Consider the following 24,594-nt stretch of genomic DNA (forward strand, 5'->3'; position numbering starts at 1 on the left):
AATTCCGGCCCGCGCGGCCCTCTTGTCATCGTCAAGGATGCCGGCTCCACCGCGACCGGCGACATCTCGCGCGGGTGACGAATGAGTTTGAATTTGCTCCCCTTTCAAAAGAACGAGAAAAGTCGCCACTGCTTCGGCCACTTCGAGAGGGATGATCCATGGACGCGCAGGACTTCCGCCGCTTCGGGCACCAGTTGATCGATTGGGTCGCGGATTACCGGGAGGGCCTCGCCAGCCGCCCCGTCATGAGCGAGGCGCAGCCGGGCGACATCCGCGCGAAGTTTCCCGCGCACCCGCCGCAGAAGGGCGGGCGGCTTGACGAAGCCGTGGCCGCGCTCGACCGCGACGTGCTCCCAGGCATCACGCATTGGAACCACCCGAGCTTCTTCGCCTACTTCCCCAGCAATACGAGCTACGCGTCGATCCTCGCGGATTTGGTAATCGCCGGACTCGGCGCACAAGGCATGAGCTGGCAGACGAGCCCCGCCGCGACCGAGGTGGAGGAAGTCGTCATGGACTGGCTTCGGCAGATGGTGGGTCTTGGCGAGGCATTTACGGGCGTCATCCACGACACGGCCAGTACCGCGACCCTCACCGCCCTTCTCAGCGCCCGCGAGCGCGCCTCGAACTTCAGCCAGAACGGCCGGGGACTTCAGTCCGGCGACGCGCCGCTTGTAGTGTATGCCTCCGACCAGAGCCACAGCAGCATCGAGAAGGCGGCGCTGCTCGCCGGTTTCGGCCGCGATCATCTGCGCCTCATCGAGACCGACGACGACCACGCGATCCGGCTCGATCTGCTGGAAGCGGCCATCGCCGAGGATGTGCGCCGCGGCTTGCGCCCCTGCGCCGTCATCGCCTGCATCGGCACCACGGGCACCACCGCCGTCGATCCGCTGGCGAAAATCGCCGACATCGCTGCGCGCTTCGGCCCGTGGCTCCACGTCGACGCCGCAATGGCGGGCACCGCGATGGTGCTGCCCGAATGCCGCGACCACTGGACGGGTATCGAACGCGCCGACTCGCTGGTCTTCAATCCGCACAAGTGGATGGGCGTCGGCTTCGACTTCAGCGCCTATTACGTGCGCGACCCGGAGCATCTGATCCGCGTCATGAGCACCAATCCGAGCTATCTCCAGACGAAGCAGGACGGCGCGGTGAAGAATTACCGCGACTGGCATATCCAGCTCGGCCGACGCTTCCGCGCGCTCAAGCTCTGGTTCCATCTCATGGATGTGGGTGTCGAGGGCGTGCAGGCGCTCGTGCGGCGCGACCTTGGCAATGCGCAATGGTTCAAGGACCGGGTCGACGCCGCTGCCGATTGGGAACGCCTCGCGCCGGTGCCGTTTCAGACCATCTGCGTCCGCCATGTCCCCGCCGCGCTCAAGGGCGACGAGGCCGCGCTGAAGGCGCACAATCTGGAATTGGCGCGAAGGGTGAATGAAGGCGGCGAGGCCTACATCACGCCCGCCCTCCTCAAGGGGAAGCAGATCCTGCGAGTGAGCATCGGCGCAACCGCGACCGAGCGCGCGGAGGTGCAAGCGCTGTGGGTGCTGCTGAACGAGGCGGCCGCTCCTTAATTAGCCGGTGAGGTCGCGTCCTTGGCAAGGCGTTGTCGCTCGGGCAATCTGCGAGCGTTCAAGGTTGCGGCACGCCGTGCGGCGCGATTCCGCATAGGCCGTGCGTTCAAGGTGGCGCGGCTCGCGCCCCGGCGTCGTCAACCCCCGCAGCCGGGTGGTGGATCAGTTCACGCCGAGTTTCACCGTCGCCTCGATCTGCGGCTTCATCTCGCGAACGATGGCGACGTTTTGCGCTGGCGGCTCCTTCGCGAGTTCCTCGCCAGCCTTATCGAGGTTTTCCTTGAGCTTCGCCTTCTGCTTCTCGTTCAGGAGCCCAAGCTTCTCAAGCTCCTTCATGGCGTTGTCCTTGTGCTTGTCGAGCGTATCGCGCGCCACGCCACGCGATGGCCCCACGGTCAGATGCAAGTAAGCCTGAGCGATGGCGCGGCCCGTGTCGGCCCAGTCGGCCACATCGGTGAAGCCGTGCTTACCGGCGATGGCCTTCGCTTCGGTCTTGAGCCTGGATTTTTTCACCGCCTTGACGACGGCGCCGATGGGATTTTTCGAGGCATCCTGATCCGCGCTCGCCTGAAGTCCCTCGGTGATCGCGATGGCGCGCATCTCGGTGAAGGAATCGAGGAAACGCGTCACGCTCTCGCGCGTGAGGCCTCCATCCTTCGCGGCCGCTGATCCGATGGTCGGACTGACAGTTGCCGCAAGCGTCATTAAAATGACAGCCATCAGTTTTCGCAGGTCGATTTTCCGAAAGTCGTTCACGCCCAGATCCATATTTCCGCCCCCGGCTTGCCGCTCTTGCCCGTGATCCCCCGAAATCTTGGTGAAATAACGGAGATGCCATCTTGGACGCCCACGATAACGCGAAGCTGACCCCGCCGAAGATGACGGCCGCCGAGGTGAGCGCCTTTCTCGTGCAGGTTTTCCCGCAGTTCGCTATCGGGCGCTCCTACAAGATCGAGGAAACCCGCCACGGCTTCGCGCGCATGCACATGGTCTACGGCGATCACCTGCTGCGGCCCGGCGGCACGATTTCGGGCCCCGCGATGTTCACGCTCGCCGATGTGGCGATGTATGCGGCCGTGCTCGCCACCATCGGCCCGGTCGCGCTCGCGGTCACGACGAGCCTCACGATCAACTTTCTCCGCAAGCCCGAGCCGCGCGACATGATCGGCGAGGCGCGCATGCTGAAGCTCGGCAAGCGACTCGCGGTCGGCGAGATCGGGCTCGTCTCGGAGGGCGAGAGCGAGCTTGCGGCGCACGCAACGGCCACCTATTCGGTGCCGCCGCATTGAGGTATCAAGATACCGCGTCGTGCGGTATTATGATACCATTCTCGTAACGCGTTGTTTTTGCGTAGTTATTATTCGCCATGCGCCGCTCGTGTGCCGTTGACATGGCCCGCTGCGTCAACTACTTATTGTCCCCAATCGGGCCATGCGGCCCCCTTTTTTATTGGAGCCCGGCCCGTCCGGACATTCTCTCATGGCAACCTTTTCCGCTAAACCATCCGACATCGAGAAGAAGTGGATTCTGATCGATGCCGAGGGCCTCGTGGTCGGCCGCCTCGCGACGATCATCGCGAACCGACTGCGCGGCAAGCACAAGCCCACCTTTACCCCGCACATGGATGACGGCGACAACATCATCGTCATCAACGCCGCGAAAGTCGTCTTCACCGGCAACAAGTTGCACGACAAGATCTACTATCGCCACACCAACCATCCCGGCGGCATCAAGGAACGGCGTCCGTTCGAGGTGCTCGGCAGCAAGTTCCCCGGTCGCGTGCTTGAAAAGGCCGTTGAGCGCATGGTTCCGCGCGGTCCGCTCGGTCGTCAGCAGATGACGAACCTTCGCATCTATCCGGGTGCGGAGCATCCGCACGCTGCGCAAAATCCTGAGACGCTCGATGTCCGGGCTCTGAACTCCAAGAACGTGGCGAGGGCCCGCTGATGTCTGAGACAAGCGCAAAGACCTTTTCCGGTCTCGACAAGGGCGCCGCAACCGCCGCTCCCGTCGCCGAGGATCGCTCGCGTCCGGTTCACGTCCAGAAGCTCGACGCTCACGGCCGCGCTTACGCGACCGGCAAGCGCAAGAACGCCGTCGCCCGCGTCTGGGTGAAGCCCGGCGTCGGCAAGATCGTGGTCAACGACAAGGATCATGAGGCGTATTTCGCGCGCCCCGTGCTCCAGATGATCCTGAAGCAGCCGCTCGTGACCGCCAACCGCCTCAGCCAGTACGACATCTACGCGACTGTCGCCGGCGGCGGCCTCTCCGGTCAGGCGGGCGCGGTTCGCCATGGCCTGTCGAAGGCGCTCACCTATTACGAGCCGGAGCTTCGCACGATCCTCAAGAAGGAAGGCTTCCTCACCCGCGACAGCCGCGTGGTGGAACGCAAGAAGTACGGCAAGGCCAAAGCCCGCCGCAGCTTCCAGTTCTCGAAGCGCTAATGGCGAGGGCGCTTCGGGCGCTCTCATCGATTTCCTGTCGATCAACCCGCCTTCCGGTGTTACACCGAAAGGCGGGTTTTTTATTGCGATGCCAGCGTCCCCTCATCGGGCAATGGAGGTGAGCGGGGTCCGCAAAGAGGCTTGATATGCCAAATACCACGGGCGAAAAAATTAAAATCGGCGTGATCGGAGCGAGCGGCTATACGGGGGCGGATCTCATCCGCCTTGCCGCCTGCCATCCGGGCATGGAAATCTCGGCGCTCGCGGCGAACACGCACGCGGGCAAGCCGCTGGCGGACGTTTTCCCGCATCTCGGTTTCGTCGACGCGCCGCCGCTCGTCAAGGCGGAGGAGGTCGACTGGTCGAGCCTAGATGCCGTGTTCTGCGGGCTTCCGCACGGCACCGCGCAGGACATCATCGCCACGCTGCCTGAAAGCGTGAAGGTTATCGACATGTCCGCCGACTTCCGGCTGAAGGACACGTCCACCTACGCGAAATGGTACGGCCGCGAGCACGCGGCGACGCATCTCCTCGAAGGCGCGGCCTACGGGCTGACGGAGCATAATCGCGAGGCGATCCGGGCCGCGCGGCTCGTCGCATGCCCCGGCTGCTATCCGACCGCAACACTGCTCGCCCTGCTTCCGCTCGTCGCCGCGAAGCTGGTCGACGCGTCCGACATCATCGTCGACGCGAAGTCGGGCGTGTCCGGCGCGGGGCGCTCGCTGAAGCAGAACATCCTGTTCTCGGAGGCGGGCGAAGGGCTTTCGCCCTACGCCATCGCGGGCCACCGTCACGCACCCGAAATCGAGCAGGAAATCTCGAAGGCTGCGGGCGCGAACGTGTTCGTCAATTTCACGCCGCATCTCGTGCCGATGAGCCGGGGCGAACTCGTCACGTGCTATGTGAGGCTCGCTGGCGGCCACACCGCCGCCGATCTCGCCGCCGCGTTGGCCGAGCGCTACACGGGCGAGCCTTTCGTCAAGCTCGCGCCCAAGGGCACACTGCCCTCCACGCAGTTCGTACGCGGATCGAATTTCTGCATGATCGGGGTCTATGCCGACCGCATTCCCGGCCGCGCGATCGTCGTCTCCGCCATCGACAACCTCGTAAAGGGGTCTGCCGGACAGGCGGTGCAGAATTTCAACCTCATGTTCGGCTTCGAGGAAACGGCGGGCATCGCCCAGCAACCGCTGTTCCCCTGACCCTTCGGGGGCCTTGCATTGGAAACACAGCAGGGCAAAAAATCCGATCTATACCGAAATGACATAAACTCGTGCCGGCCGGTGTGATAAGAGCCGCTATCTCACGAATCATAGACTTTCGTTCGGCATCAGAGGACAACCATGGTCCGAAACGTTCTCATCGCCGTCTTGGCCGTCGCGCTGGCGGGCGTCGCCTATCAATACCAGCAGGTTGCTGCGTCGGTCGACCAGCAGGCGAAGCTTGTGATCGAAACGCGGGACAAGGCCGAGAAGGAATTGCAAGCCTTGCGTGACAAGCTCGCGTCGGAAGAACGCGCGCGGCAGGTTGTCGAAAAGGACTCGAAGGCCGTATCCGCAAAGCTGGCTGAGGAACAGACGGCGCGCGATGCCGCAGAGCACGCAGTGAAAGCTGCGCAAACGAAGCAGGCTGAGCTTCAGACCGCGCTTGATGTCGCGCAGCAGGAGGCCCGCCAGGCTCACGAGTCGCTCGACCGGGTTCAGCGCGAGAAGGAAAACGCCGAGCTTACCGCCAAGCAGGCGCTTGAAATGCTCGCCCGCGAGAAGAAGCCGGGGCAAGGGCCGCGAGGCTGAGACGCCGCTCGCAAAATTGCTTCGCCAGAAATGGGGATCTGGTCGGGTTAGCAGCCTGACCGGCGCATTCGTCTCAAACTATAAAGAGAGTGCTTTTTGCTATCGGATGGCCGACCATCCGAATTTAACTAGTTTCAGCGGGCTCTCGCGGGGATCGCGCCTGCCCGCCCCCCCCAAGCTATGGCAAAGCCTCCACTTACTCGCCGCCTTAAAAGCGGATGCCGAAGGGCAACCTCGCACGGCGGCGGATTGGCTTGCGGCGGCGTGTTTCGGCCGCCTTTTGCGCGCGCGGCTTTTCGACTGACTTCTCCGCTATGGCTTTCGGTATCGCTGCCTCGCGCACGGCGGGTGCAGCCGCTGGAACGGGAGCGGGCGCTACCGTCACCGGCTTCTCGCTTGGCGGTGCCTTGCCGCTGACGGGAACCGGTGGGAGCGGCGGCCCGTAGACAACCGGCGTTTCCTTCGACGGCAACGCGCCACTGACTGGGACGGGCGTCGCCGCCTGTTTCGCAGCCAGCGCTTCCGCCCTCCGTTGCGCTTCTCTCGCGCGTGCCTCCGCACCCGTGAAATCGCACAGGGGGCTTCGCCGCTCCGTCATGTCGAGATGGAGGTGGTTACTGTGCGCATCGTTCGCCTCCGGCCCAAGCGTGGTGCCGAATATGCGGCATGCGCCCGCGTGGATGGCACGCAGGAAGGCGGCGCGCTCGTCGCCCGCGTCCCAATGATCTTCGAGCACGATCTTTTCGCCGCGCGCAGTGACGAATGAGCCGATGTCGAGCGCATTCGCATAAGCATGCTGGCTGATCCGCTGGGAAAAGCCTCCGTTGCGCGAGCGGCAGTCGTAGCCGGACATCGCACCGACGCGAACGACGGTTGCGTTCAGATGCTCCTTCGCCTTCGGCTGCACGACCTCTGCGAACCAGCGCCGCATCGCTTCACCCAGCTTGCACGTGATCGTCGGAGCGGGCGCGAAGGTGACCGCGGGTCCGATCTTCTCTTCGAGCGCCTTCAGGCGGATGGGTGCAGGCGTGCCGCACGCGCCCTCGCGTAACGGGTCGAGGCGCTCATGGACAACGCCCAGCGCGGGCAGGCGCCAGTCGCAATCGCGTCGCGCGGCTTCGATTTCGGCCTGCGTCCAGACGATCGGCGGGGGTGGCGGGCCGAAGACTTCGGCGGGTTTCGATGGCGCTTCGGGCGTGGACACGGCAAGCGACGGCGGTTGAGCGGGCGTGGCGAGCCCTTGCGCTTCCGGCGCGGCCGTTTTCGGCGCAACCGCCGCCGTGGCCTCGGGCAGCGCCGGCGGCTGCGGGGGCTTCTGAGGCTCCGGCTCCGCGCTCGAAGTCGCCTCAGGCGGGGCAGTCGGAAAGGCAGGGAGCGGCAGCGGATCGCGCGCCTCACGCGGGGCGGCTTTGCTTCCTGCGGCGGGTGGCGCGGTCGAAACGTCGCTTCGCCCGCCCTGCGGCTGCGATTTCCGGGCTTGCGTTTCCTCCGCACCGTCCTTCGCCGGGCTGCGCCCGCGCCTGTGCCGATAGCCGCGATGTCTTCGGCGCGCTTCCACCGCCAGCGACGGCGGGGCCTTCACGATCTGAAACACCCCCGCTGGCGCGGCCGACGCGGGCTGCAGCAGCAAGCAAAGCGCAGCGAACGCCGAAGCGCCCGCGAGAACAGTCGGTCTGTAGCACCGCGCCGAAAAAAACATGCCGGATCATCCGAAGCGGTTGAGGAATGACTTAAGCGACTTTCAGATTTGCGCGTCAATCGCGAACTGCCCGCCACCTATTCAGATGCGTTTCCTACGCTCCGCAACCTTTTCGTGCCCGGGAGCCTATCACGTTTCACTGAATCGCGTTTGGTAATCCGCCCAGCTTCGCCCAAGCACCTTATGCAAGCGCGCCCTCCGCTTCGACGCTTTCACCCTCGCGCGGAAGCGGCCGGACGCGGCTTTCGAGATGCTTCAGCGGCTCGGGGCATGGCCCGCCATACGCCCAGTCCAGAAGCTCCACGGTATGCACGATGGGGAACGGCCCCGCGAGCTGGCTGATGCAGCCCACATTGCCGCTCGCCACGACATCGGGTTTCACGCTCGCGATGGCCTGAAGCTTGCGCTCCCTGAGTTCCTTCGCGAGATCCGGCTGAAGCATGTTGTAGGTGCCCGCCGAGCCGCAGCAAATGTGCCCTTCCGGGATTTCAACGACGGTAAAGCCCGCGTTGCGCAGAAGTTGACGCGGTTCCTCGATCACGCGCTGGCCATGCTGCATCGAGCACGACGATTGATAGGCGACGCGTATGTCGCTCCAGCCGACGGGTGCGTCGATCTTCTGCAAGGCCGCAAACTCGGAAACATCCTTCGCCAAGCTCGAAACATAGCGCGCCTTGTCCGCATAGGCCGGATCGTCGGCGAACAGATGCGCGTAATCTTTCACGGTCGAACCGCAGCCCGATGCGTTGATGACGATGGCGTCGATGGGACCATTCTTGCGGGCGTCGTGCCACACGTCGATGTTGACCTTCGCGAGCGCCTTCGCCTCGGCCTCCTTGCCCATGTGCAGCGTGAGCGAGCCGCAACAGCCCTCGCCTTCCGAAAGCACCACGTCATAACCGATGTGGTTCAGGAAGCGCACGGTCGAATCGTTGATGCCCGGCTTCAGCACGCGCTGCACGCAGCCACGCAGCAGCAAGACGCGGCCACGGCGCGGCTTCTCCGTCTTCACCGTCTCCGCATGGGTATAGACGCCGCTCCTGACGCGGCTTCGTGGGGCAAGGCTCAGCATCGCGCCGATGGTCTTGAAGCGGGAACGCATCAGCAGCCGCCGGAAGGGAAGCGCGAGGAAAACACCGGCGAGCGCGGTGCGGAACCGCTTCGGATAGGGCAGCACCGTGCGGATGAGCTTGCGGATCGCCTCGTCTCCCGGCGCGCGGGTGGAAGATGTCTCGATGATCTGGCGCGCATAATCGGACAGGTGCCGATAGTCCACGCCGCTCGGGCAAGTCGTCATGCACGAATAGCACGAGAGGCAGCGATCGATATGCGGGCGTATCTGCTTCGGCGTGGCCTTGCCTTCGAGCATCGTCTTGATGAGATAGATGCGCCCGCGCGGGCTGTCGCGCTCGTCGCCGAGCATCAGATAAGTCGGGCATGTCGCGATGCAGAACCCGCAATGCACGCATTTGCGAAGGATGGCGTCGGCCTCCTTCATGCGGGGATCGCGAAGCTGCGCGAGGGTGAAGTTCGTTTCCATGCGCTCAAACTCCCGCGTACATCCGCCCGGGGTTAAGAATTCCCGCAGGATCGAACGACTTCTTCAGCGCACGCACGAGGTTCATCTTGGCGACAGGCTGCGGGTGGAAAACCTCGATGCCGGAGCGCACCGAGCGGGGCGCGCGCATGAGCATCGAATCCGCGTCGTATTCGGCCAGCACGCGGCGCACGTCGGTCACGCTCGCGTCGGCGGAGGGCGGCAGTTCGAGCCAAAGCAGCCCGCCCGACCATTCATAGGCAGCGCGGACGTCGAGGAACGCGGACAGCGCCCGGACGACAGGCGCGGCCTTGGACGGCGCGACGGAAATTCGCCAGAGCGGCCGGTCGAATTGCGCGGAGAGAAAAGCCAGCGAGCGGACATCCGCCCAAAGGTAACGCGAACGCTCGTGGTCGAGTTCGTAGGATTCGCCGAAGGGCGACAACAGACGCCGCAGCCGCTCCACACGGTGCGCGAGGCTCTGCGGGCTCCCCTCAAGCCTGAGCGCGGTGAGTGCGGTCTTCGCGGGTGCTATCTCGGGATCGGTGAGCCGCGCGACGAGCGCGCCGTGAAGGTGGATCGTGCCGGAAACCTCGTAAGGCGTGCCCATGGCCGCGCTCATCACGCCGACGGCGGCTTCGTCCGCGAGACCGACGAAAAACACGGTGCGCGTCTCCGGCGCCTTGGGCAGCACCTTGAAGGTCAATTCCGTGATAACCGCAAGCGTCCCCCATGAGCCGCAAAGGCCGCGCGTGAGGTCTACTCCGGTCACATTCTTCATGACGCGTCCGCCTGCGTTGATGGTCTCGCCCTCTCCGTTGATGGCGCGAAGCCCCAGCAGGTAATCGCGGGCCGCACCTTTGAGAATGCGGCGAGGCCCGGAAATGTTCATCGCCGCCACCGAGCCGAGGCTCGCGGCCATCGAGTCCTTGCCGTAGATGCGGGAAAGGTCGGTCGGCTCGAAAGCCAGTTCCTGATTTTTCCGCGCCAGCGTGGCTTCGAGTTCGTGAAGCGGCGTGCCAGCACGCGCCCGCACGACGAGTTCCGATGGTTCGTAGAACACTATGCCGCCCAGCCGCGCGGTTGAGACCAGGGCGGCGCAGTTTGCCGGACGCCCGGCCTCGCGCTTGGAGCGGAAGCCGCACACTTCGATCGGCGTGCTCGAAGCTCGCGCGGCCTTGACGAAATCGGCGAGTTCCGCCTCGGTTGTCGGCATGGTTACGTCAGGCATGTGCGCGGGCCTCGGCGGCGAAGCGCTCCTGAAGATCGAGCGGGAAGACCTTGCCGTAATTCAGGAGCCATTGGGGATCGAAAGCCGCCTTGACGCGCATCTGCTGGAGAAGTTCGGCTTCGGAATACTGATAGCGCATCAGTTCGCGCTTTTCGATGCCGACGCCATGCTCGCCAGTAAGGCACCCGCCCGCGTCAACGCAGAGCTTCAGAATGTCGGAACCGCATTGCTCGGCGATCACTTTTTCGTGTTCGTCATTCGCGTTGTACATGATCATCGGGTGGAGATTTCCGTCGCCGGCGTGGAAGATATTCGCGACCCTGAGGCCGTGTCCGTTGCCGATGGCTTCCACCTCCTTCAGTACCTCGGCGAGTTTGCCGAGCGGGATGACGCCGTCCATACACAAATAGTCTGCGACGCGCCCGACCGCTCCGAACGCGGCCTTGCGGCCTTTCCAGATGGCTGCGGATTGGGCGTCGCTCTGGCTGACACGCAGCGTCTTCGGATTGAACCGGCTTGCGATCTCGCCGACGCGGCCGATCTGGTCCTCGATCTCGGCGGGCGAGCCTTCGACCTCCACGATCAGCATGGCTTCCACGTCGAGCGGATAATCCGCTTTCGCGAACTCCTCGCAGACGCGGATCGCTGGCTTGTCCATGAATTCAAGCGCCACCGGAATGAGACCATCGGCGATGATGGCGGCGACGCAATTGCCTGCGGCTTCAGCGGAATCGAAGCCGATGAGCATGGGTCGCGCGCCTTCCGACTGCGGTAGAATGCGAACGGTTGCCTCGGTCACGATGCCGAACTGCCCTTCGGAGCCGGTTGCAAGGCCAAGGAAATCGTAGCCCTGGCCGTCCAGGAAATCGCCGCCGAGTTCGACCACCTCGCCGTCCATCAGGACCATTTTCAGCTTGAGAAGATTATTGGTGGTCACGCCGTATTTCAGACAGTGCGCACCACCGGAATTCATCGCGATGTTGCCGCCGATCGTGCATGCAAGCTGGCTCGACGGGTCCGGCGCATAGAAGAAGCGCGCATGCGCAACGGCGTTGGAAATGGCAAGGTTGGTGATACCTGCCTCCACGGTGGCCGTACGGTCGAGAAAGTTTACGTCGAGCACCCGATTCATGCGGGACAGGCCGATCACAATTGCGTCACCGGTCGGTATCGCGCCGCCGGAAAGCGACGTACCCGCGCCGCGGGCGACCAATTTGACGCAGTTCTCGCTGCAAAACCTTGCGATAGAAACAACCTCGCTCGTCGATCTTGGCAAGACGACCGCTAGCGGCGGCTGTCTGTAGGCGGTAAGGGCATCCGTTTCAAAGGCCCGAAGCCCGGCTTCGTCGCTTATGAGCGTGCCGCTACCGACAGCTGCGGACAGCCCCGATATGATCGCTTGCCTTCGGCTCAAGGTGCGCAGATCCTCTTTTGGCATGATGACGGACATGGAATAACCCTTTGCGGACAAACCCCGCACGTCAATGCGGGTACAACCTCACTACCATTCCCAACAATGCCGGATTATCTACGCAATTGAACATTATCTTTTGTTACACGGCATCGAAGGGCTTGACAGGAGCCCAAGCTGGCCAATTATAACGACGCTATGTGTGTAACAAATAGACCAGATTGTATACAAAGTGACAGAGGAGGGGTTTTGTGACTTCGATTGCAGACCTCGAGATTTTTGCTCGAGTTGTGACCGCCGGAAGCATGTCAGCCGCCGGCCGCGAACTCGACCTTTCCCCCGCTGTCGTAAGCAAGCGCATTAGCCATCTCGAAACGCGACTTGGTACGAGACTTTTCCATCGTACCACCCGGCAGCTTCAGTTGACCGAGACGGGACGCGGTTTTTACGAGCGGGTTGTTCAAATTCTCGCGACGGTACAGGAAGCGGAGGCGTTCGTCTCCTCTGGCCACCAGCGCGCGGGCGGCTCGCTCAAGATCACCGCACCGACCGGATTCAGCAGGCTGCATATTGCGCCGTATCTCGGCCAGTTTCTCAAGCAGTATCCCGACCTCAGCATCGAGATCATCGCGACGGACATGATGCTCGACATCGTGCGCGAAGGCATCGACGTCGCCATCCGGATTTCCGAACTGGACGACTCGAGCCTCGTGGCGAAAAAGCTTGCGCCGTGCCGCAGGTTGTTCGTGGCGACGCCTGAATATCTGAAAGAGCACGGCACCCCGAAGACGCTCGCCGATCTTGCGAAGCACAAGATCCTCGTCGAAAACAACGTGACGTGGCGCGTCCAAGGCCCCGAAGGCGACGTCTCGCTCAAACTTTCTGGAGAGATCAAGACGAATTCGAGCGAGATCGTGCATCAGGCGCTCGTGACAAATTGTGGCATCGCGCTTCGGGCAACGTGGCAAATCCGCGAGGAGTTGCTTTCGAAAAAGCTCGTCCATGTGCTTCCCCAGTACCGCGAAGCACCGGGCGTCGCCGTGTATGCCGTCTACCCGGACAAGCAGTATATCCCGACACGCCTTCGCGTTTTCGTGGATTTTCTCGCGTCCATCTATGGGCCGGCGCCATATTGGGACGAAGGACTGGAACTGAGCGGACGTGCTACAAAGAAGCCCAACTCCGTGAACGCTCAGGCCGTCGCCGACGCTTGACCTTGGCAAGGCCGTCCGAGACTTGCAGCACCGCGCCGCTCAGGTGGCGTGCGTGGTCTCGGGCCGCGCTTCCCCGCGCATGGCGTTGAATGCCATCGCCTAAATTAGGCCGATGACGGCCCATTCTTTTTTAATTACAGCGGTTCTTCAAGAGCTTCTCTCGTCGCGGACGCAGCGCCTGTCCGCTACAGCGTGGTGCTTAAAACGAAGCACGACGCCTATCTTCGTCAATCGGGCGATTAACCAGGCTGTGCTACCGGACCATTCAATCATTATGAGGTAGGTAGTTGTAGCGTTCTACGCCGCTTCCTTTTCATCCCGTGAAGCTGCTTGCCCAGCTGCCAAGCTCGACAAGTCGTTGCAACGCGAAGCTGGCTCGCGCCCACGCCAGTCCTCGGCCGCCCGTGCGTTGTGTGTTTGGTCGCGGCACATGGATTAGTGTTTTCAATGCTCCGCATCAATTCTCTGCCAGGTATTGTGCTGACCGCTAGAGATCAACCCGCTCGCCGATTCCATTCGTAAATATTTAGTTAATTAACATTGGGCACAAACGTCGCACCGTAGCTCGAACCTCCTGCAAACCCTTAAGGACGCAGCGGCAAACTCGCGCAAAAAACGCAAACGAACGCCGCTACTTCTCCTAATTTGTGTTCAATTATTACTTTTTTGCATACGTTTAAGACCAAAGTATAAACCGGCAATGATTCCCTTCCCGCGACGGCCGGATGCTATAAGAAAGGCGCACGAACGACCCCTCCTGACAAAAATTGGAGAACGCCATGATTTCGAGACGGGCATTCATCGGCGGCGCCGCCCTTTCCATAGCAGCGCCTGGGCTTCTTCGGGCGCAAGGTGTCCGCACGCTGAAGATCTCTCATCAGTTCCCAGGCGGCACGATCGATCAGGGCGATTTCCGCGATCGGCTTGTGCGGCGGTTCGCTGCCGAGGTGGAGAAGCGCACGAACGGCGCGCTGAAGTTCGAAATCTATCCCGGCTCGTCTCTCATGAAGACGTTCGCGCAGTTTTCTGCGCTGCGCAAAGGCGCGCTCGATTTTTCGCTCTATCCGTTGCCCTATGCCGGCAGCGAGGTGCAGGCGCTGAACCTCGGCCTGATGCCGCTTCTCGTCACGTCCTATGAGCAAGGCGCGAAGTGGAAGGATGCGCCGATCGGCCAGTCCCTCTCCAAGATCGCCGAATCCAAGGGCGTGAAGTTCATCACTTGGGTCTGGCAGGCGGGCGGCGCGGCGTCTCTCAAGAAGCCGATCCGCGTCCCGGATGACGTGAAGGGCCTGAAAATCCGTGGCGGCAGCCGCGAGTTCGACCTCATGCTGACCGCTGCGGGCGCGCAGGTTTCGACCATGCCGTCCAACGAAATCTATCTCGGCATGCAGACGGGCGCGCTCGACGCCGCTCTGACCTCTTCGACGAGCCTTATGTCCTTCCGGGTTGAAGAACTCTGCAATTCCATCACGACCGCCCGCACGGGCGCCATCTGGTTTATGTGCGAGCCGCTCCTGATGTCGAAGGACATCTTCGACTCGTTGCCTGCCGACCAGCAGAAGATCATCCTCGATGTCGGCCAAGAAATGGAATGGTTTGGCACGGTCGAGGCGAAGAAGGACGACGAAGCCATCGCGAAGCTTTATGCGGGCCTCAACAAGACGGTCGTCGACCTCAAGCCGGAAGAACTTGCGGCGTGGAGCAAGCTCGCCGAAGAGACGGCGTGGAAAGACTTCGCGTCCAAGTCCACCGAAGCCGCTGAACTCCTTGCCAGCGCGCGCGCGGTTTCCTGATGTCGGCTGGCGAACTGCATTCCGACGCCATCCTAGCGGATGACCGGAACCTGAATCATGCTGGCGAGAGCATCCTTCGGGGTGCTTTTCGCCGGTTCGTCGACCTTCTCTTCAATCTCGCGTCTATTTCTCTCATCGTCGCTTCGGGCGTTCTGACGGTTGGCGTCCTTCTATCACACTTCACCGGCCAGGGCATGGTCTGGCAGGATGAGATGGAGGTGTTTCTTGTTGCCGGGGCGGTGTTCCTGTCGGCGGCCGCCGTTCAGGCGCGTCGCGGTCATATCGGCATCGAGCTACTGGCCTCCTTCCTGCCACGCCGCGCGAAAGTGGCGCGGGACGTGTTCATCGACACCGTCTCGCTCATTTTCATCGCGTTCGTAGCGTGGAAGGCGGGCGAGCTTTTCCACGAAGCTTGGGCTGAAGGGCAGATCTCGCAGTCTTCGTGGGGTGCTCCGCTCTGGATTCCCTATCTCGTGATGACGGTCGGTTTTGCGGTGCTCGCGCTGCAACTCGCGCTGCAGGTAGGCGAGCGCTCGATCATCATGCTCGTGTTGGGTCTTGCCGCATTCGCCGCGCTGGTCCTGTGGCAGCGTCCCGTGATGCCTTTGCTTCAGGGCTATTCTCCCGCGACCATCGGCATTGCCTACTGCTCGGCGACGCTTCTTATCATGTTCTCGGGCATTCCCATCGCGTTCGCGCTGGGTGTGGTCGCGACGATCTTCATGTTTCTTTTCATGCCGCGAGCGTCGGTCGATACCATCGCGCAGAACGTCTATGAGGAACTTGCTAACGTAATCCTGCTCGCCATCCCGCTGTTCATTCTGAAGGGCGCTGCGATCGGCCGGTCCGATGCAGGCAAAGACCTCTACTCCGCTCTGCACGCGTGGCTGCACAAGGTCCCCGGCGGTCTCGGCGTGGCGAACACACTCGCTTGCGGCCTCTTCGCGGCCATGGCGGGTTCCTCGCCCGCAACCTGCTCGGCAATCGGGTCGGCGGGTATCCCGGAGATGCGCAAGCGCGGCTACTCGCCCGGTCTTGCGGCGGGTATCATCGCAGCGGGCGGAACCCTCGGCATCCTGCTTCCGCCTTCGGTCACCATGCTTCTCTATGCCGTGGCTGCGGAAGTTTCGCTCGGGAAGCTGTTCTTGGCGGGTATTGGTCCCGGCCTGCTTCTGATCGTGCTCTTCGCACTCTACGCGTCGTGGAAGTTCAGCCGGGAAAAGCGGCAGGCGCTGGCGGCGGTGGAGCGCGGGCAAGCGGCACAAAACGCTGCGATCCTGCACGTTGATCATTACACGCTGCGCCAGAAGATCACGATGGTTGCCTGGGTGATGCCGTTCGTCACCATCCTGGCGGGCGTCATGGTCGTGCTCTACGCGGGCTATGCGACACCATCGGAAACCGCAGGCGTCGGCGCCATCCTTGCGCTGCTCGTCATCGGTGTGATGTACGGCGTATGGCGGCCGAAGCGACTGATGCCGATTCTTACGGGCACCATGCGCGAAAGCTCGATGCTCCTGCTCATTATCGGGTTCTCGCTCCTGTTCTCCTATGTGATGAGCTATCTGCATATTTCGCAAAGCGCAGCGATGTGGTTGACGTCGCTCGGGCTGTCGAGATGGGAACTCCTGGCGTCGATCCTCGTCTTCGTGGTGGTGCTGGGCTTCTTCCTGCCGCCGGTGTCGATCATTCTGATGACGGCCCCGATCATCCTGCCGCCGCTCAGAGCCGCTGGCTTCGATCTGATCTGGTTCGGCGTCGTGATGACCATCGTCATGGAAATGGGTCTCATTCATCCGCCCGTTGGCCTAAACCTGTTCGTCATCAAGAACATCGCGCCCGATATTCCGCTCTCGACGGTCATGTGGGGCGCACTTCCCTTCGTATTCCTGATGTTCGTCGGCGTCGTCCTGATCTGTTTCTTCCCGCAGATCGCGATGTTCCTGCCGAGCTTCGTCAGCTAAAACCTCGCCGTCGCCTGGCACGCCATTGGTGTTCCACGCGACGGCGAATCGCCTTGAAGCTGTCGCCGCACAAATCTGAAAGAGACAACTCTCGCGTTGTTATACCTTCGGTCTTTTGCTCGGCTCCCGGCACATTAATGATGCACGTCCTGACGTCGCATCCGGCATGAGCACAAGCGGAGACACGTCGGTCTCCGCTTTATGCATGTACAGAGCCCCTTGCCCCTAGTCGTCGTAGACCGACACGCGCCGGTGCTACTTCAGCGGAACGTATGCCGCGGGCGACGAGACGAAGCGATAGTTGAAGCCAAGCTTCACGGTATCGGCCGTCACGTCGTTTTTGAATATTTTCCAGTTGTTGCCTTCATCCCAACGCCAGTTGTTGTCGTCGAGGCTGAAGTCGAAGTGAAGATACTCGACTTTCATGGTCCAATTCGGGTTGAACTGGTATTCCAAGCCGCCGCCAGCCGTCCAACCGGTGAGCGTGTTGTCAAAGCTCCGGTTGTAGTAGTCCGTCTCGCCGTCGATATCTGTGATGGCCGCACGCACCTTCAGGTCGGTGGCAAGCCACGCAAAGCCGCCTTTCAAATAGAGCAACGTGTTGCCCCAGGCGTAGCCAAGGCGGCCCGTCACATCGCCGTAGATGCCGCCTTGCGATTTGACGTTAACGACCGCTATGTGGTCAATCGCATCCAGAGCAGGACCGTCATAGGTCGCGGCGGCGAAAGTGCGCTCGTTGTCGCCCTGAAGGCCGCCGACATCCACTTCGATGCCGAGCACGAAATTGCCGCCGGTCTGCCAGTTGTAGCCGAACTGACCACCGCCAAAGGCACCGGTTGTGCCCAGGCCATTTCCGCCGAAAGTGCTGTAATCGTATGGAGCAGCCGCGACACCGGTCGGAAGCGGGTCGCGGTCCCAGTAGGTATTCCGCCGGGTTTCGAGATTCGTCCACGCCGCGCCGAGATGGCCACCGACATAGAACCCGGTCCATGCGGGCGCTGCCACAATGATGGGCGCGTCCTTGTAACCGCCATAACCGCCGCCGCCATAAATATCCGCAGCACTCGCAGAACCGATGATCGCAAACACACCGGCTGCCAACGCACTCGCTCGCACAACACGAACAGACATAACCCTCACTCCTATCCCGCCTAGATTGCATGACATGATAACGCTACACTCAATGAGTGTTTACACGGCCGCCCGCTAAACTCAAGATAGCGGATGCTGCGGCAACACGTTTTGCGGGTACTCGTGAACACCGGGATAGATTGAGATCCATTGAATTCAAAGACTTATGGGATAGCAGGCCCTCCTGCCTGTTGATTCCCTGCAACAGCTCCAATCTGATTTGCCATCGAAACGCTTCCTTAGCACAAAAAAAGACCGGCGTTTTGGGCCGGTCTTTCCATTTGCGTCTCGCCGAAGCTACTTCAGAGGAACAGCAGCCACGGCGTAGTCGCCGCCGAAGTTCCAGTTGAGACGAGCTGTGACGGTCCAGAAGTCGAGGCTGTCCCTGTTGCCATAGCGCCAGTATTGACCATCGTCGTTATAGACGTCCCAGGTGCGGTTGTTTGCGTTCTCGAAGTTGTAATACAGGCCGAGGACGCCGAAGCTCACATTCGAGCCGAGCATGTTGAGCAGGCCGAAGCTGCCCGGCTTGAAGTCGATGCCGCCACCGACGACCCAGCCCGCGAAGTTCTTGTCGTTGTCGCGGCGAGAAACGGTGTAGGTGTGATCCACCACATTATCGCCCCAGCCGCTCGTCCAGCCGGTGTCGTCATAGCCGAACTTGTTATCGTTGTTCAGGCCGATCCACGCGCCGCCGCCCGTTGCATAGAGCAGCACGTTCTGGAAGCCGAAGCCGAGCTTGCCGCGTGCCGACACGAGATAATCGACGTTATCCGAGAAATCGGCGTCAACTTCGAAGCCCACCACGAGCGGTGAACCCACGCGCTGCCAGTTGAAACCGGCCTGCACACCGCCGATGAACTGGGAGTCGTTGTTGTTGCGGTTGCCCCAGAAGTGGTCCACATCGGAGACCGGCACTTCAGTCCACTTGTGGTCGACTTTCTCCCACACGTTATGCCAAGGGCCTTCGCCATCGTCCCAGCGATTTTTGTTGTTGTTGTCGACGAAGGCGCCGCCGACGTTGCCGCCGAGATAGAAGCCCGTCCAGGTTTGCACCGGGATGACTTCGGGAACGTCCTTCAGACCGCCGCCACGATAGATTTCCGCCGCTTGCGCCGAAAGGGCCAGTGCGCTCGTGAGCATAAGGCCCAGGAGCGGAGCGCTCAATTTTCTCATTATGAATCCCCGTCTTGGTTCAGGTTTCAGCTCCGCGCGATGATGGCCCTTGAAGCCTCATGACACGCGCACTCCAAACAACGAGACAGATGCATCCAACTCACAGTCAGCGAATCTCATGCTGTGCCTCGTAGTTAGGGCTTATAATCCGATGTAACTCAAGATTGTATCGATGATTTTTATCCACTATTGCGGGTTTGCAACAATCTTGACGTGTGCGAAAGCAATGAATGGCTCAAATTACAACTTATATTATCTTTGGGTTGCTTGGCTGACTGCGCGGGAGAGGTTGGACGGGGCGCGTCTCGTCGCGCGCGCATTCGCGCCTCGTTCTTGCTTTCGGCGCGACATCGGCTATATCAGGCGCTGAGCGGGCTCACCCATAATCAGCGGCGATCTGGCGTTGAAACGCGCTCATCCCTTTTTGTTCTCGCGCATGCGCCGCGGGTGCGTCAGACTTGAACCGGACCGGAATGATGAGCGTGAAAACCGAAGTGACCCAAGAGAAGGATAAGAAGGAGAGCAGTGCGTACGATCTCGCGGTCGTCCTTCTTCAGGCCATCGCCATCGCGATCGTGATCCGCATCTTCCTTTTCCAGCCGTTCAATATTCCATCCGGCTCCATGATCCCGACGCTGCTCGTCGGCGATTATCTGTTCGTCTCGAAATACAGCTACGGCTACAGCAAATACTCCTTCCCCTTCGGAGCGGGGATGTTCAACGGGCGGATCCTCGCGTCCGATCCCAACCGCGGCGATGTCATCGTCTTCAAGACGCCTCGCGACAATTCCACCGATTACATCAAGCGCCTTGTCGGGTTGCCCGGCGACCGCATCCAGATGATCGGCGGGCAACTCTATGTCAACGGCGAGGGCGTGAAGCGCGAGCGCGCGCCCGACGCGGTGATGGATACGAAATGCGGGCCGAATCAGACGGTGCACCAGTATCGCGAGACGCTGCCGAGCGGTCGCAGCTATCTGACGCAAAAGCTTTCGGAAACCTGCCGCCTCGGTCGGTTCGGCGCGGCTGACGACACGGAAGTGTTTGTCGTGCCGCCGCAGCACTACTTTTTCCTCGGCGACAACCGCGACGATTCCGCCGACAGCCGCTTCTTCGATGGAAACGGCATCGGCTATGTTCCCTCGGAGAACCTCGTGGGCCGCGCCCGCGTGCTGTTCTTCTCCCTTGACGAGTCTGCGACCTGGCTCGCCCCTTGGCGCTGGCCCCTGGAGATCCGCTGGTCGCGGATCGGAACCGTGATTCACTGAGTTGCCTATCAAGAAACCACGCGTCGAGGAGCTCGAAGCTTCGCTCGGCTATAAATTCCAGGAACGGGGCCTTCTCGCGGAGGCCCTTACCCATTCGAGTGCGCGCAGCGAAAAGGGCGGCCGCGACAACGAGCGGCTGGAGTTTCTGGGCGACCGGGTGCTCGGCCTTTCGATCGCCGCGCTGCTCTTCGAGCGCTTCCCCAAAGCGCGCGAGGTGGAGCTGGCCCGACATTTCAACGCGCTCGTCTGCAAGACGACGTGCGCCGAAGTGGCGTTGAAGCTTGAGCTTGGCCCGCATCTCGTCATGGCGCCGAGCGAGGCGCGGTCCGGCGGGCGGAAGAAGGACGTTATCCTCGCCGACGCCGTGGAAGCGCTGCTGGGAGCAATTTCGGTCGATGGCGGTTTTGCAGCGGCGGAAACCGTCGTGCATCGCCACTGGGAGCCGTTCATCGCCTCAAGCGAGCCGCCCGCCCCCGATGCCAAGACGGCGCTTCAGGAATTCGCGCAAAGCCAGAAGCGCGGCTTGCCTGATTATCATGAGGTCGAGCGTTCCGGAGCCGATCACGCGCCGAACTTTACGGTCGAGGTCAGGGTGCAGGGATTGAAGCCGGAGCGCGGCACGGGCTCGTCGCTCAAGAAGGCACAGCAGGCCGCGGCGGAAGCGCTCCTGAAGCGCGAAGGCGTCGGCCAACCGGAACGAGAACATGCCTGAGAACAAGAAGAACAAGACTGACGCTCTCGAAGACAACGAGCATGTCGAGGACGAAACCGCCGAAGCGACAGGCACCGCAGAGCAAGATCGCCCGCAAGTGCCCGTGTATGAGCGTCGGCGCCTGTCTGAAGAGGATGGCGGCCCGGTTCCCGCGCCAGGTGCGGAGAGCGGGGAACGGCCCTCAGCGGGCGCTGGAAGCCGCTGCGGCTTCGCGGCCGTGATCGGCGCGCCGAACGCGGGCAAATCCACGCTCGTCAATGCGCTAGTCGGCGCGAAAGTCTCCATCGTCACGCACAAGGCGCAGACGACGCGCACGCGCGTTCGCGGCATCGCGCTCGACGGCGAGGCGCAAATCGTGCTCGTCGACACGCCGGGCATCTTCGCGCCCAAGCGTCGGCTCGACCGCGCGATGGTGGAAACCGCCTGGACCGAGGCGCGCGAGGCGGATGTCGCCGTGCTCGTGGTGGACGCGGCGCGCGGCTTCGACGACACGGTCGATCCCATCGTGAACGAAGCGGCGAACCTCAAGATTCCGCTCATCCTGGCGCTGAACAAGGTGGACAAGATCCACAAGGAGAAGCTGCTGGCGCTCGCGGGCGAGGCGTCCGAGCGGCTCAAGCTTGAGAGTCTGTTCATGATCTCGGCGCTTTCGGGCGATGGCGTGGAAGATCTGCGAGGCTTTCTCGCCACGCGCATGCCCTATGGTCCGTGGCTCTTCCCGGAGGACCAGATCGCGGATGCGCCGCTGCGTCAGTGGGCTGCCGAAATCACACGCGAGAAGATGTTCATCCGGCTGCACGAGGAAATTCCGTATTCCTCCACCGTCGAAACGACGAGCTGGAAATCCGTTCGCAAGGGCGCCGTGCGCATCGAGCAGACGATTTTCGTGGAGCGCGAGAGCCAGCGGAAGATTGTGCTCGGGGCCAAAGGACAGGCGATCAAGCACATCTCCATGGAAGCGCGCAAGGAGATCGAAGAGGCCATCGAGACGCCGGTGCATCTCTTCCTGTTCGTGAAGGTGCGGGAAAACTGGGCCGACGATCCCGAACGCTATCGCGAGATGGGCCTCGATTTTCCCAAGAAATGACGCGCCGCGCGCCTTCGACGGACGCTCGCGAACGCCTCCCCGGCGATCCGCTGCTTTGCGAGCGGTTGACGGTCGACATCGGCGAAGCACCTTGGCCAGGAAACAGGTAGGCCATGAGATGGGCTGACGATGGCATCTTCCTCGCAGGGCGCCCGCACGGCGAAACGAGCGTCATCGCCGACATTTTCACGCGCGCCAACGGCCGAGCCAAGGGGCTGGTTAAGGGTGGCCGGTCCCGCCGTCTTCGGCCGCTCCTCCAGACGGGAAACACGCTCGGCGTCGAATGGCGCGCCCGTCTCGACGACCAGCTCGGCGTCTATACCGTCGAACTCGCGCGAGCCACCGCCGCGAACGCGCTCGACGATCCGTCCGCGCTCGCGGGCATGACGGCTCTGGCCGCGCTCCTGCAAGTTCTGGCCGAACGCGATCCGCACCCCGCCCTTTACGACGCGGCGCAGGACTGCCTCGCGCATGCATCCGACGCAAGTTTCCCCGCCGCCTTCATCCGCTTCGAACTGCGCTTTCTGAACGAACTCGGCTTCGGCCTCAATCTCGCGACATGCGCCGCGACGGGGCGCGCGGACGACCTCATCTACGTCTCGCCGAAATCCGGTCAGGCGGTCTGTCGCGAGGCGGGCGAACCTTATGCGGACCGCCTGCTTCCATTGCCCGCCTTTCTTGCGAACGCGGCCAGCGCCGCCGCGCCGTCAGACGCGGAGATCGAAGCGGGATTGCTACTCACCGGTCATTTTCTCGCTGTGCATGTCTTCGCTGAAAGCGGCAAGCCGCTGCCCACGGCGCGAGATGAATTCGCGCGCACGCTCCGGCGCAGGACATGAGGCCGCGCAATTCCAGGCAACCGCCGCTGCGCCTATGCGGCCATCGCATGACAGTCGGTCGCCAGCCGCGCAGCCGACGCTTAGACCTTCGAAGCACAACCTTAACGGTTTCCTCGTGTTATAGTGACGGTGCACAACCATTTTGAATTGCGGAAAGCGGCGCGTTTCGCCATTTAGTGTTTTGCACGCAGCGCAACGCTGGCCTATTCGTGGGCAGCGGGTGTTGGCCGCACCGGTTTCCGGGCGCCGCTCAAGAAACGGCGTACCCTGCGCCACAGACCAAATAAAGCCGCCCGGTCAGCCGCATAGAAAGGTTTTTCGTGGACGTCCTCGGAAGTATCCAGGAATTCATCCTCGTTAATAAGGATCTGGCTGGGCCAATTCTCGCCGTCATCGCGTTCGGCGAATCCCTGATCCTGGTCGGTCTTTTCTTTCCCGCCACGGCGATCATGCTTTTCACTGGCGGTCTTATCCAGAAGGGCATGCTCGATCCCACGACGGTCATCTTGTGGTCCATTGCGGGCGCGTGCCTCGGCGATGCCGTCACTTACTGGTTCGGCCGCTGGATCGGCCCCAGCGTGGTGCATCGATGGCCGCTCAACCGCGAAAAAGAAGGCGTCGCGCGGGCGCGGCTTTTCTTCCGCAAATACGGGTTTCTTTCGATCTTCATCGGCCGTTTTCTCGGCCCGGTCCGGTCCACGATTCCGCTGGTCGCGGGCATCATGCGGATGCGTCACCTCACCTTCCAGATCGCGAACGTCACGTCCGCGATCGCGTGGGTGCCGTTCATGCTGCTTCCGGGCTATTTCTTCGCCCGGGAGGTCGGCGACTTTACCGAGGTGAGCACGGGAGGCTGGGTCGTCATCGCCGCTATCGTGCTCGCGCTTACGGCGCTGTTCACGATCATCGCGGTCAAGGTTCAGGGGACGAGTGCGAAGGATCGTCGCAAGCGGCGCCCATCACCCGACGAAACCAGCGTCCCGGCCGAGTAGGCGCTCTGGCGCCAATCCCTTTCGAACTCAATTGGACGAGCACGCCTCCACCGAAGTCGGGATAGCACGCGCGCTCGCCATCCCCGGAGCGATTTCCCGGATCTTCTGATAATCGCGCAGGGCCTCGCCGCTTCTGCAAAGGCGTTCGTACGCCTTGGCGCGATTGTAATATCCCACGGGATTGCCGGGGCTAAGCCGGATGGCGGTCGAGTAGGCCTCCACGGCTTTTTCGGGGTTTTTCGTCTTGTCGAAATAAACGCCGAGGTTGTAGAAGGTCAGCGGATTTCCGTCGTCCAGCGCCGCTGACCGGGCTAGATCCTCATAGGCGCGCTCGAATTGCGCCAGAGCGAGAAATGCGCCGCCTCGGTGCGTCAGTGCCCGTGCATCGGCCGGGTTCGCGTCCACAGCCCGCGAGCAGAGCGCGACAGCTTCCGGCAACGCGGCTTTCCGAAGCGCGCTTTGGCACAGGTCTGAAGCCGTGCCTCCGTCAGCATGCGCAACAGTTCCGGCGAGTGCAAGAGCGCCGCAGACCACCGCAGTAAAACGCATCGAGAGGCTCCCTTTTTGTTGGCGGCGCACGCCAATCGCAAGCCGCGCTCGCCTTTCGGCAAGGAGCGTAGCCGGGGCCTTGGCTTCGGCCTCCAGCCAACTTAAGAAGATTGACTTGCCGCGAGCTTGCGCAACATGTCCAAAGGATTCACTTCTTGCGGCTCCGGGGTTGCATTG

General features: G+C 62.1%; 22 protein-coding genes and 1 pseudogene. 15 read left to right on the forward strand and 8 right to left on the reverse strand.

The genetic code is table 11. The features are described from left to right. Window positions 1-158 precede the first annotated feature (158 nt). Window positions 159-1,577: a pyridoxal phosphate-dependent decarboxylase family protein gene (locus tag RVAN_RS16200; protein WP_013420785.1), complete on the forward strand. Its 1,419-nt coding sequence runs from the start codon at window positions 159-161 to the stop codon at window positions 1,575-1,577. A gap of 162 nt (window positions 1,578-1,739) precedes the next feature. On the opposite strand, the gene RVAN_RS16205 is transcribed toward RVAN_RS16200, so the two are convergent. After that, complete coding sequence (locus RVAN_RS16205; protein ID WP_155942493.1) at window positions 1,740-2,297, reverse strand: hypothetical protein; 558 nt, start codon at window positions 2,295-2,297, stop codon at window positions 1,740-1,742. A gap of 143 nt (window positions 2,298-2,440) precedes the next feature. On the opposite strand from RVAN_RS16205, the gene RVAN_RS16210 reads away from it, so the two are divergent. The 5 genes from RVAN_RS16210 to RVAN_RS16230 all read left to right on the forward strand — a co-directional run bounded on the left by RVAN_RS16210 (window position 2,441) and on the right by RVAN_RS16230 (window position 5,814). After that, a complete protein-coding gene (locus tag RVAN_RS16210) occupies window positions 2,441-2,866 on the forward strand; it encodes a PaaI family thioesterase (RefSeq protein ID WP_425337407.1) in 426 nt (141 codons plus the stop codon). 190 nt (window positions 2,867-3,056) lie between these two features. After that, window positions 3,057-3,524 carry a 50S ribosomal protein L13 gene (gene rplM, locus RVAN_RS16215; protein WP_013420788.1) on the forward strand — a complete coding sequence of 156 codons (468 nt, stop codon included), beginning with the start codon at window positions 3,057-3,059 and terminating at the stop codon, window positions 3,522-3,524. Beyond that, on the forward strand, window positions 3,524-4,021 hold the full coding sequence (gene rpsI / locus RVAN_RS16220; protein WP_013420789.1) for a 30S ribosomal protein S9: 498 nt from the start codon (window positions 3,524-3,526) through the stop codon (window positions 4,019-4,021). The genes rplM and rpsI overlap by 1 nt, the downstream gene beginning before the upstream one ends. A gap of 146 nt (window positions 4,022-4,167) precedes the next feature. Then, window positions 4,168-5,223, forward strand: a complete 1,056-nt coding sequence (gene argC / locus RVAN_RS16225; protein ID WP_013420790.1) for an N-acetyl-gamma-glutamyl-phosphate reductase — start codon at window positions 4,168-4,170, stop codon at window positions 5,221-5,223. Window positions 5,224-5,364: 141 nt separating this feature from the next. Then, the gene (locus RVAN_RS16230; protein WP_013420791.1) at window positions 5,365-5,814 is read left to right on the forward strand and encodes a hypothetical protein; all 450 of its coding nucleotides are present in this window, start codon (window positions 5,365-5,367) and stop codon (window positions 5,812-5,814) included. Window positions 5,815-6,022: 208 nt separating this feature from the next. Here the strand turns inward: RVAN_RS16230 and RVAN_RS16235 are convergent, their stop codons facing one another. The 4 genes from RVAN_RS16235 to RVAN_RS16250 all read right to left on the reverse strand — a co-directional run bounded on the left by RVAN_RS16235 (window position 6,023) and on the right by RVAN_RS16250 (window position 11,731). Beyond that, a complete protein-coding gene (locus tag RVAN_RS16235) occupies window positions 6,023-7,513 on the reverse strand; it encodes an extensin family protein (RefSeq protein ID WP_013420792.1) in 1,491 nt (496 codons plus the stop codon). Window positions 7,514-7,694: 181 nt separating this feature from the next. Further along, window positions 7,695-9,053: a glycolate oxidase subunit GlcF gene (gene glcF / locus RVAN_RS16240; RefSeq protein WP_013420793.1), complete on the reverse strand. Its 1,359-nt coding sequence runs from the start codon at window positions 9,051-9,053 to the stop codon at window positions 7,695-7,697. A 4-nt stretch (window positions 9,054-9,057) separates the two neighbouring features. Next, entirely contained in the window at window positions 9,058-10,281 is a 1,224-nt protein-coding gene (locus tag RVAN_RS16245; RefSeq protein WP_013420794.1) for an FAD-binding protein, read from the reverse strand. Then, on the reverse strand, window positions 10,274-11,731 hold the full coding sequence (locus RVAN_RS16250) for an FAD-binding oxidoreductase (RefSeq protein ID WP_013420795.1): 1,458 nt from the start codon (window positions 11,729-11,731) through the stop codon (window positions 10,274-10,276). The genes RVAN_RS16245 and RVAN_RS16250 overlap by 8 nt, the downstream gene beginning before the upstream one ends. Window positions 11,732-11,943: 212 nt before the next feature. Between RVAN_RS16250 and RVAN_RS16255 the strand changes: the two genes are divergently transcribed. The 4 genes and pseudogenes from RVAN_RS16255 (at window position 11,944) to RVAN_RS16265 (ending at window position 16,663) form a co-directional block, all read left to right on the forward strand. Then, on the forward strand, window positions 11,944-12,906 hold the full coding sequence (locus tag RVAN_RS16255; protein ID WP_013420796.1) for a LysR family transcriptional regulator: 963 nt from the start codon (window positions 11,944-11,946) through the stop codon (window positions 12,904-12,906). A gap of 779 nt (window positions 12,907-13,685) precedes the next feature. After that, complete coding sequence (gene dctP / locus RVAN_RS16260; RefSeq protein ID WP_013420797.1) at window positions 13,686-14,699, forward strand: TRAP transporter substrate-binding protein DctP; 1,014 nt, start codon at window positions 13,686-13,688, stop codon at window positions 14,697-14,699. Then, window positions 14,699-15,211, forward strand: a pseudogene (locus tag RVAN_RS21055) (TRAP transporter small permease); the annotation flags it as partial. The gene dctP and the pseudogene RVAN_RS21055, both read left to right, overlap by 1 nt. A gap of 87 nt (window positions 15,212-15,298) precedes the next feature. After that, on the forward strand, window positions 15,299-16,663 hold the full coding sequence (locus RVAN_RS16265) for a TRAP transporter large permease (protein ID WP_041789409.1): 1,365 nt from the start codon (window positions 15,299-15,301) through the stop codon (window positions 16,661-16,663). A 255-nt stretch (window positions 16,664-16,918) separates the two neighbouring features. Here the strand turns inward: RVAN_RS16265 and RVAN_RS16270 are convergent, their stop codons facing one another. Both RVAN_RS16270 and RVAN_RS16275 read right to left on the reverse strand, forming a co-directional pair. After that, on the reverse strand, window positions 16,919-17,794 hold the full coding sequence (locus RVAN_RS16270) for an outer membrane protein (RefSeq protein WP_013420799.1): 876 nt from the start codon (window positions 17,792-17,794) through the stop codon (window positions 16,919-16,921). A gap of 297 nt (window positions 17,795-18,091) precedes the next feature. Then, the gene (locus RVAN_RS16275) at window positions 18,092-18,970 is read right to left on the reverse strand and encodes an outer membrane protein (protein WP_013420800.1); all 879 of its coding nucleotides are present in this window, start codon (window positions 18,968-18,970) and stop codon (window positions 18,092-18,094) included. A gap of 473 nt (window positions 18,971-19,443) precedes the next feature. Here RVAN_RS16275 and lepB point away from each other — a divergent pair, with 473 nt between their 5' ends. The 5 genes from lepB to RVAN_RS16300 all read left to right on the forward strand — a co-directional run bounded on the left by lepB (window position 19,444) and on the right by RVAN_RS16300 (window position 23,868). Beyond that, window positions 19,444-20,238, forward strand: a complete 795-nt coding sequence (gene lepB / locus RVAN_RS16280; RefSeq protein ID WP_013420801.1) for a signal peptidase I — start codon at window positions 19,444-19,446, stop codon at window positions 20,236-20,238. Window position 20,239: 1 nt separating this feature from the next. Then, a complete protein-coding gene (gene rnc, locus RVAN_RS16285; protein ID WP_013420802.1) occupies window positions 20,240-20,950 on the forward strand; it encodes a ribonuclease III in 711 nt (236 codons plus the stop codon). Next, window positions 20,943-22,037 (forward strand): GTPase Era, encoded by a 1,095-nt coding sequence (gene era, locus RVAN_RS16290; protein ID WP_013420803.1) that lies wholly within the window; start codon window positions 20,943-20,945, stop codon window positions 22,035-22,037. The genes rnc and era overlap by 8 nt, the downstream gene beginning before the upstream one ends. 113 nt (window positions 22,038-22,150) lie before the next feature. Then, window positions 22,151-22,876 (forward strand): DNA repair protein RecO, encoded by a 726-nt coding sequence (recO, locus tag RVAN_RS16295; protein WP_013420804.1) that lies wholly within the window; start codon window positions 22,151-22,153, stop codon window positions 22,874-22,876. 320 nt (window positions 22,877-23,196) lie between these two features. Beyond that, window positions 23,197-23,868, forward strand: coding sequence for a DedA family protein (locus RVAN_RS16300; protein ID WP_013420805.1), 672 nt, complete (start codon window positions 23,197-23,199; stop codon window positions 23,866-23,868). A 27-nt stretch (window positions 23,869-23,895) separates the two neighbouring features. Here RVAN_RS16300 and RVAN_RS16305 read toward each other — a convergent pair whose 3' ends face one another. After that, the gene (locus RVAN_RS16305) at window positions 23,896-24,417 is read right to left on the reverse strand and encodes a tetratricopeptide repeat protein (RefSeq protein ID WP_013420806.1); all 522 of its coding nucleotides are present in this window, start codon (window positions 24,415-24,417) and stop codon (window positions 23,896-23,898) included. Window positions 24,418-24,594 lie beyond the last annotated feature (177 nt).

This window comes from Rhodomicrobium vannielii ATCC 17100, from assembly GCF_000166055.1.
GTDB lineage: Bacteria > Pseudomonadota > Alphaproteobacteria > Rhizobiales > Rhodomicrobiaceae > Rhodomicrobium > Rhodomicrobium vannielii.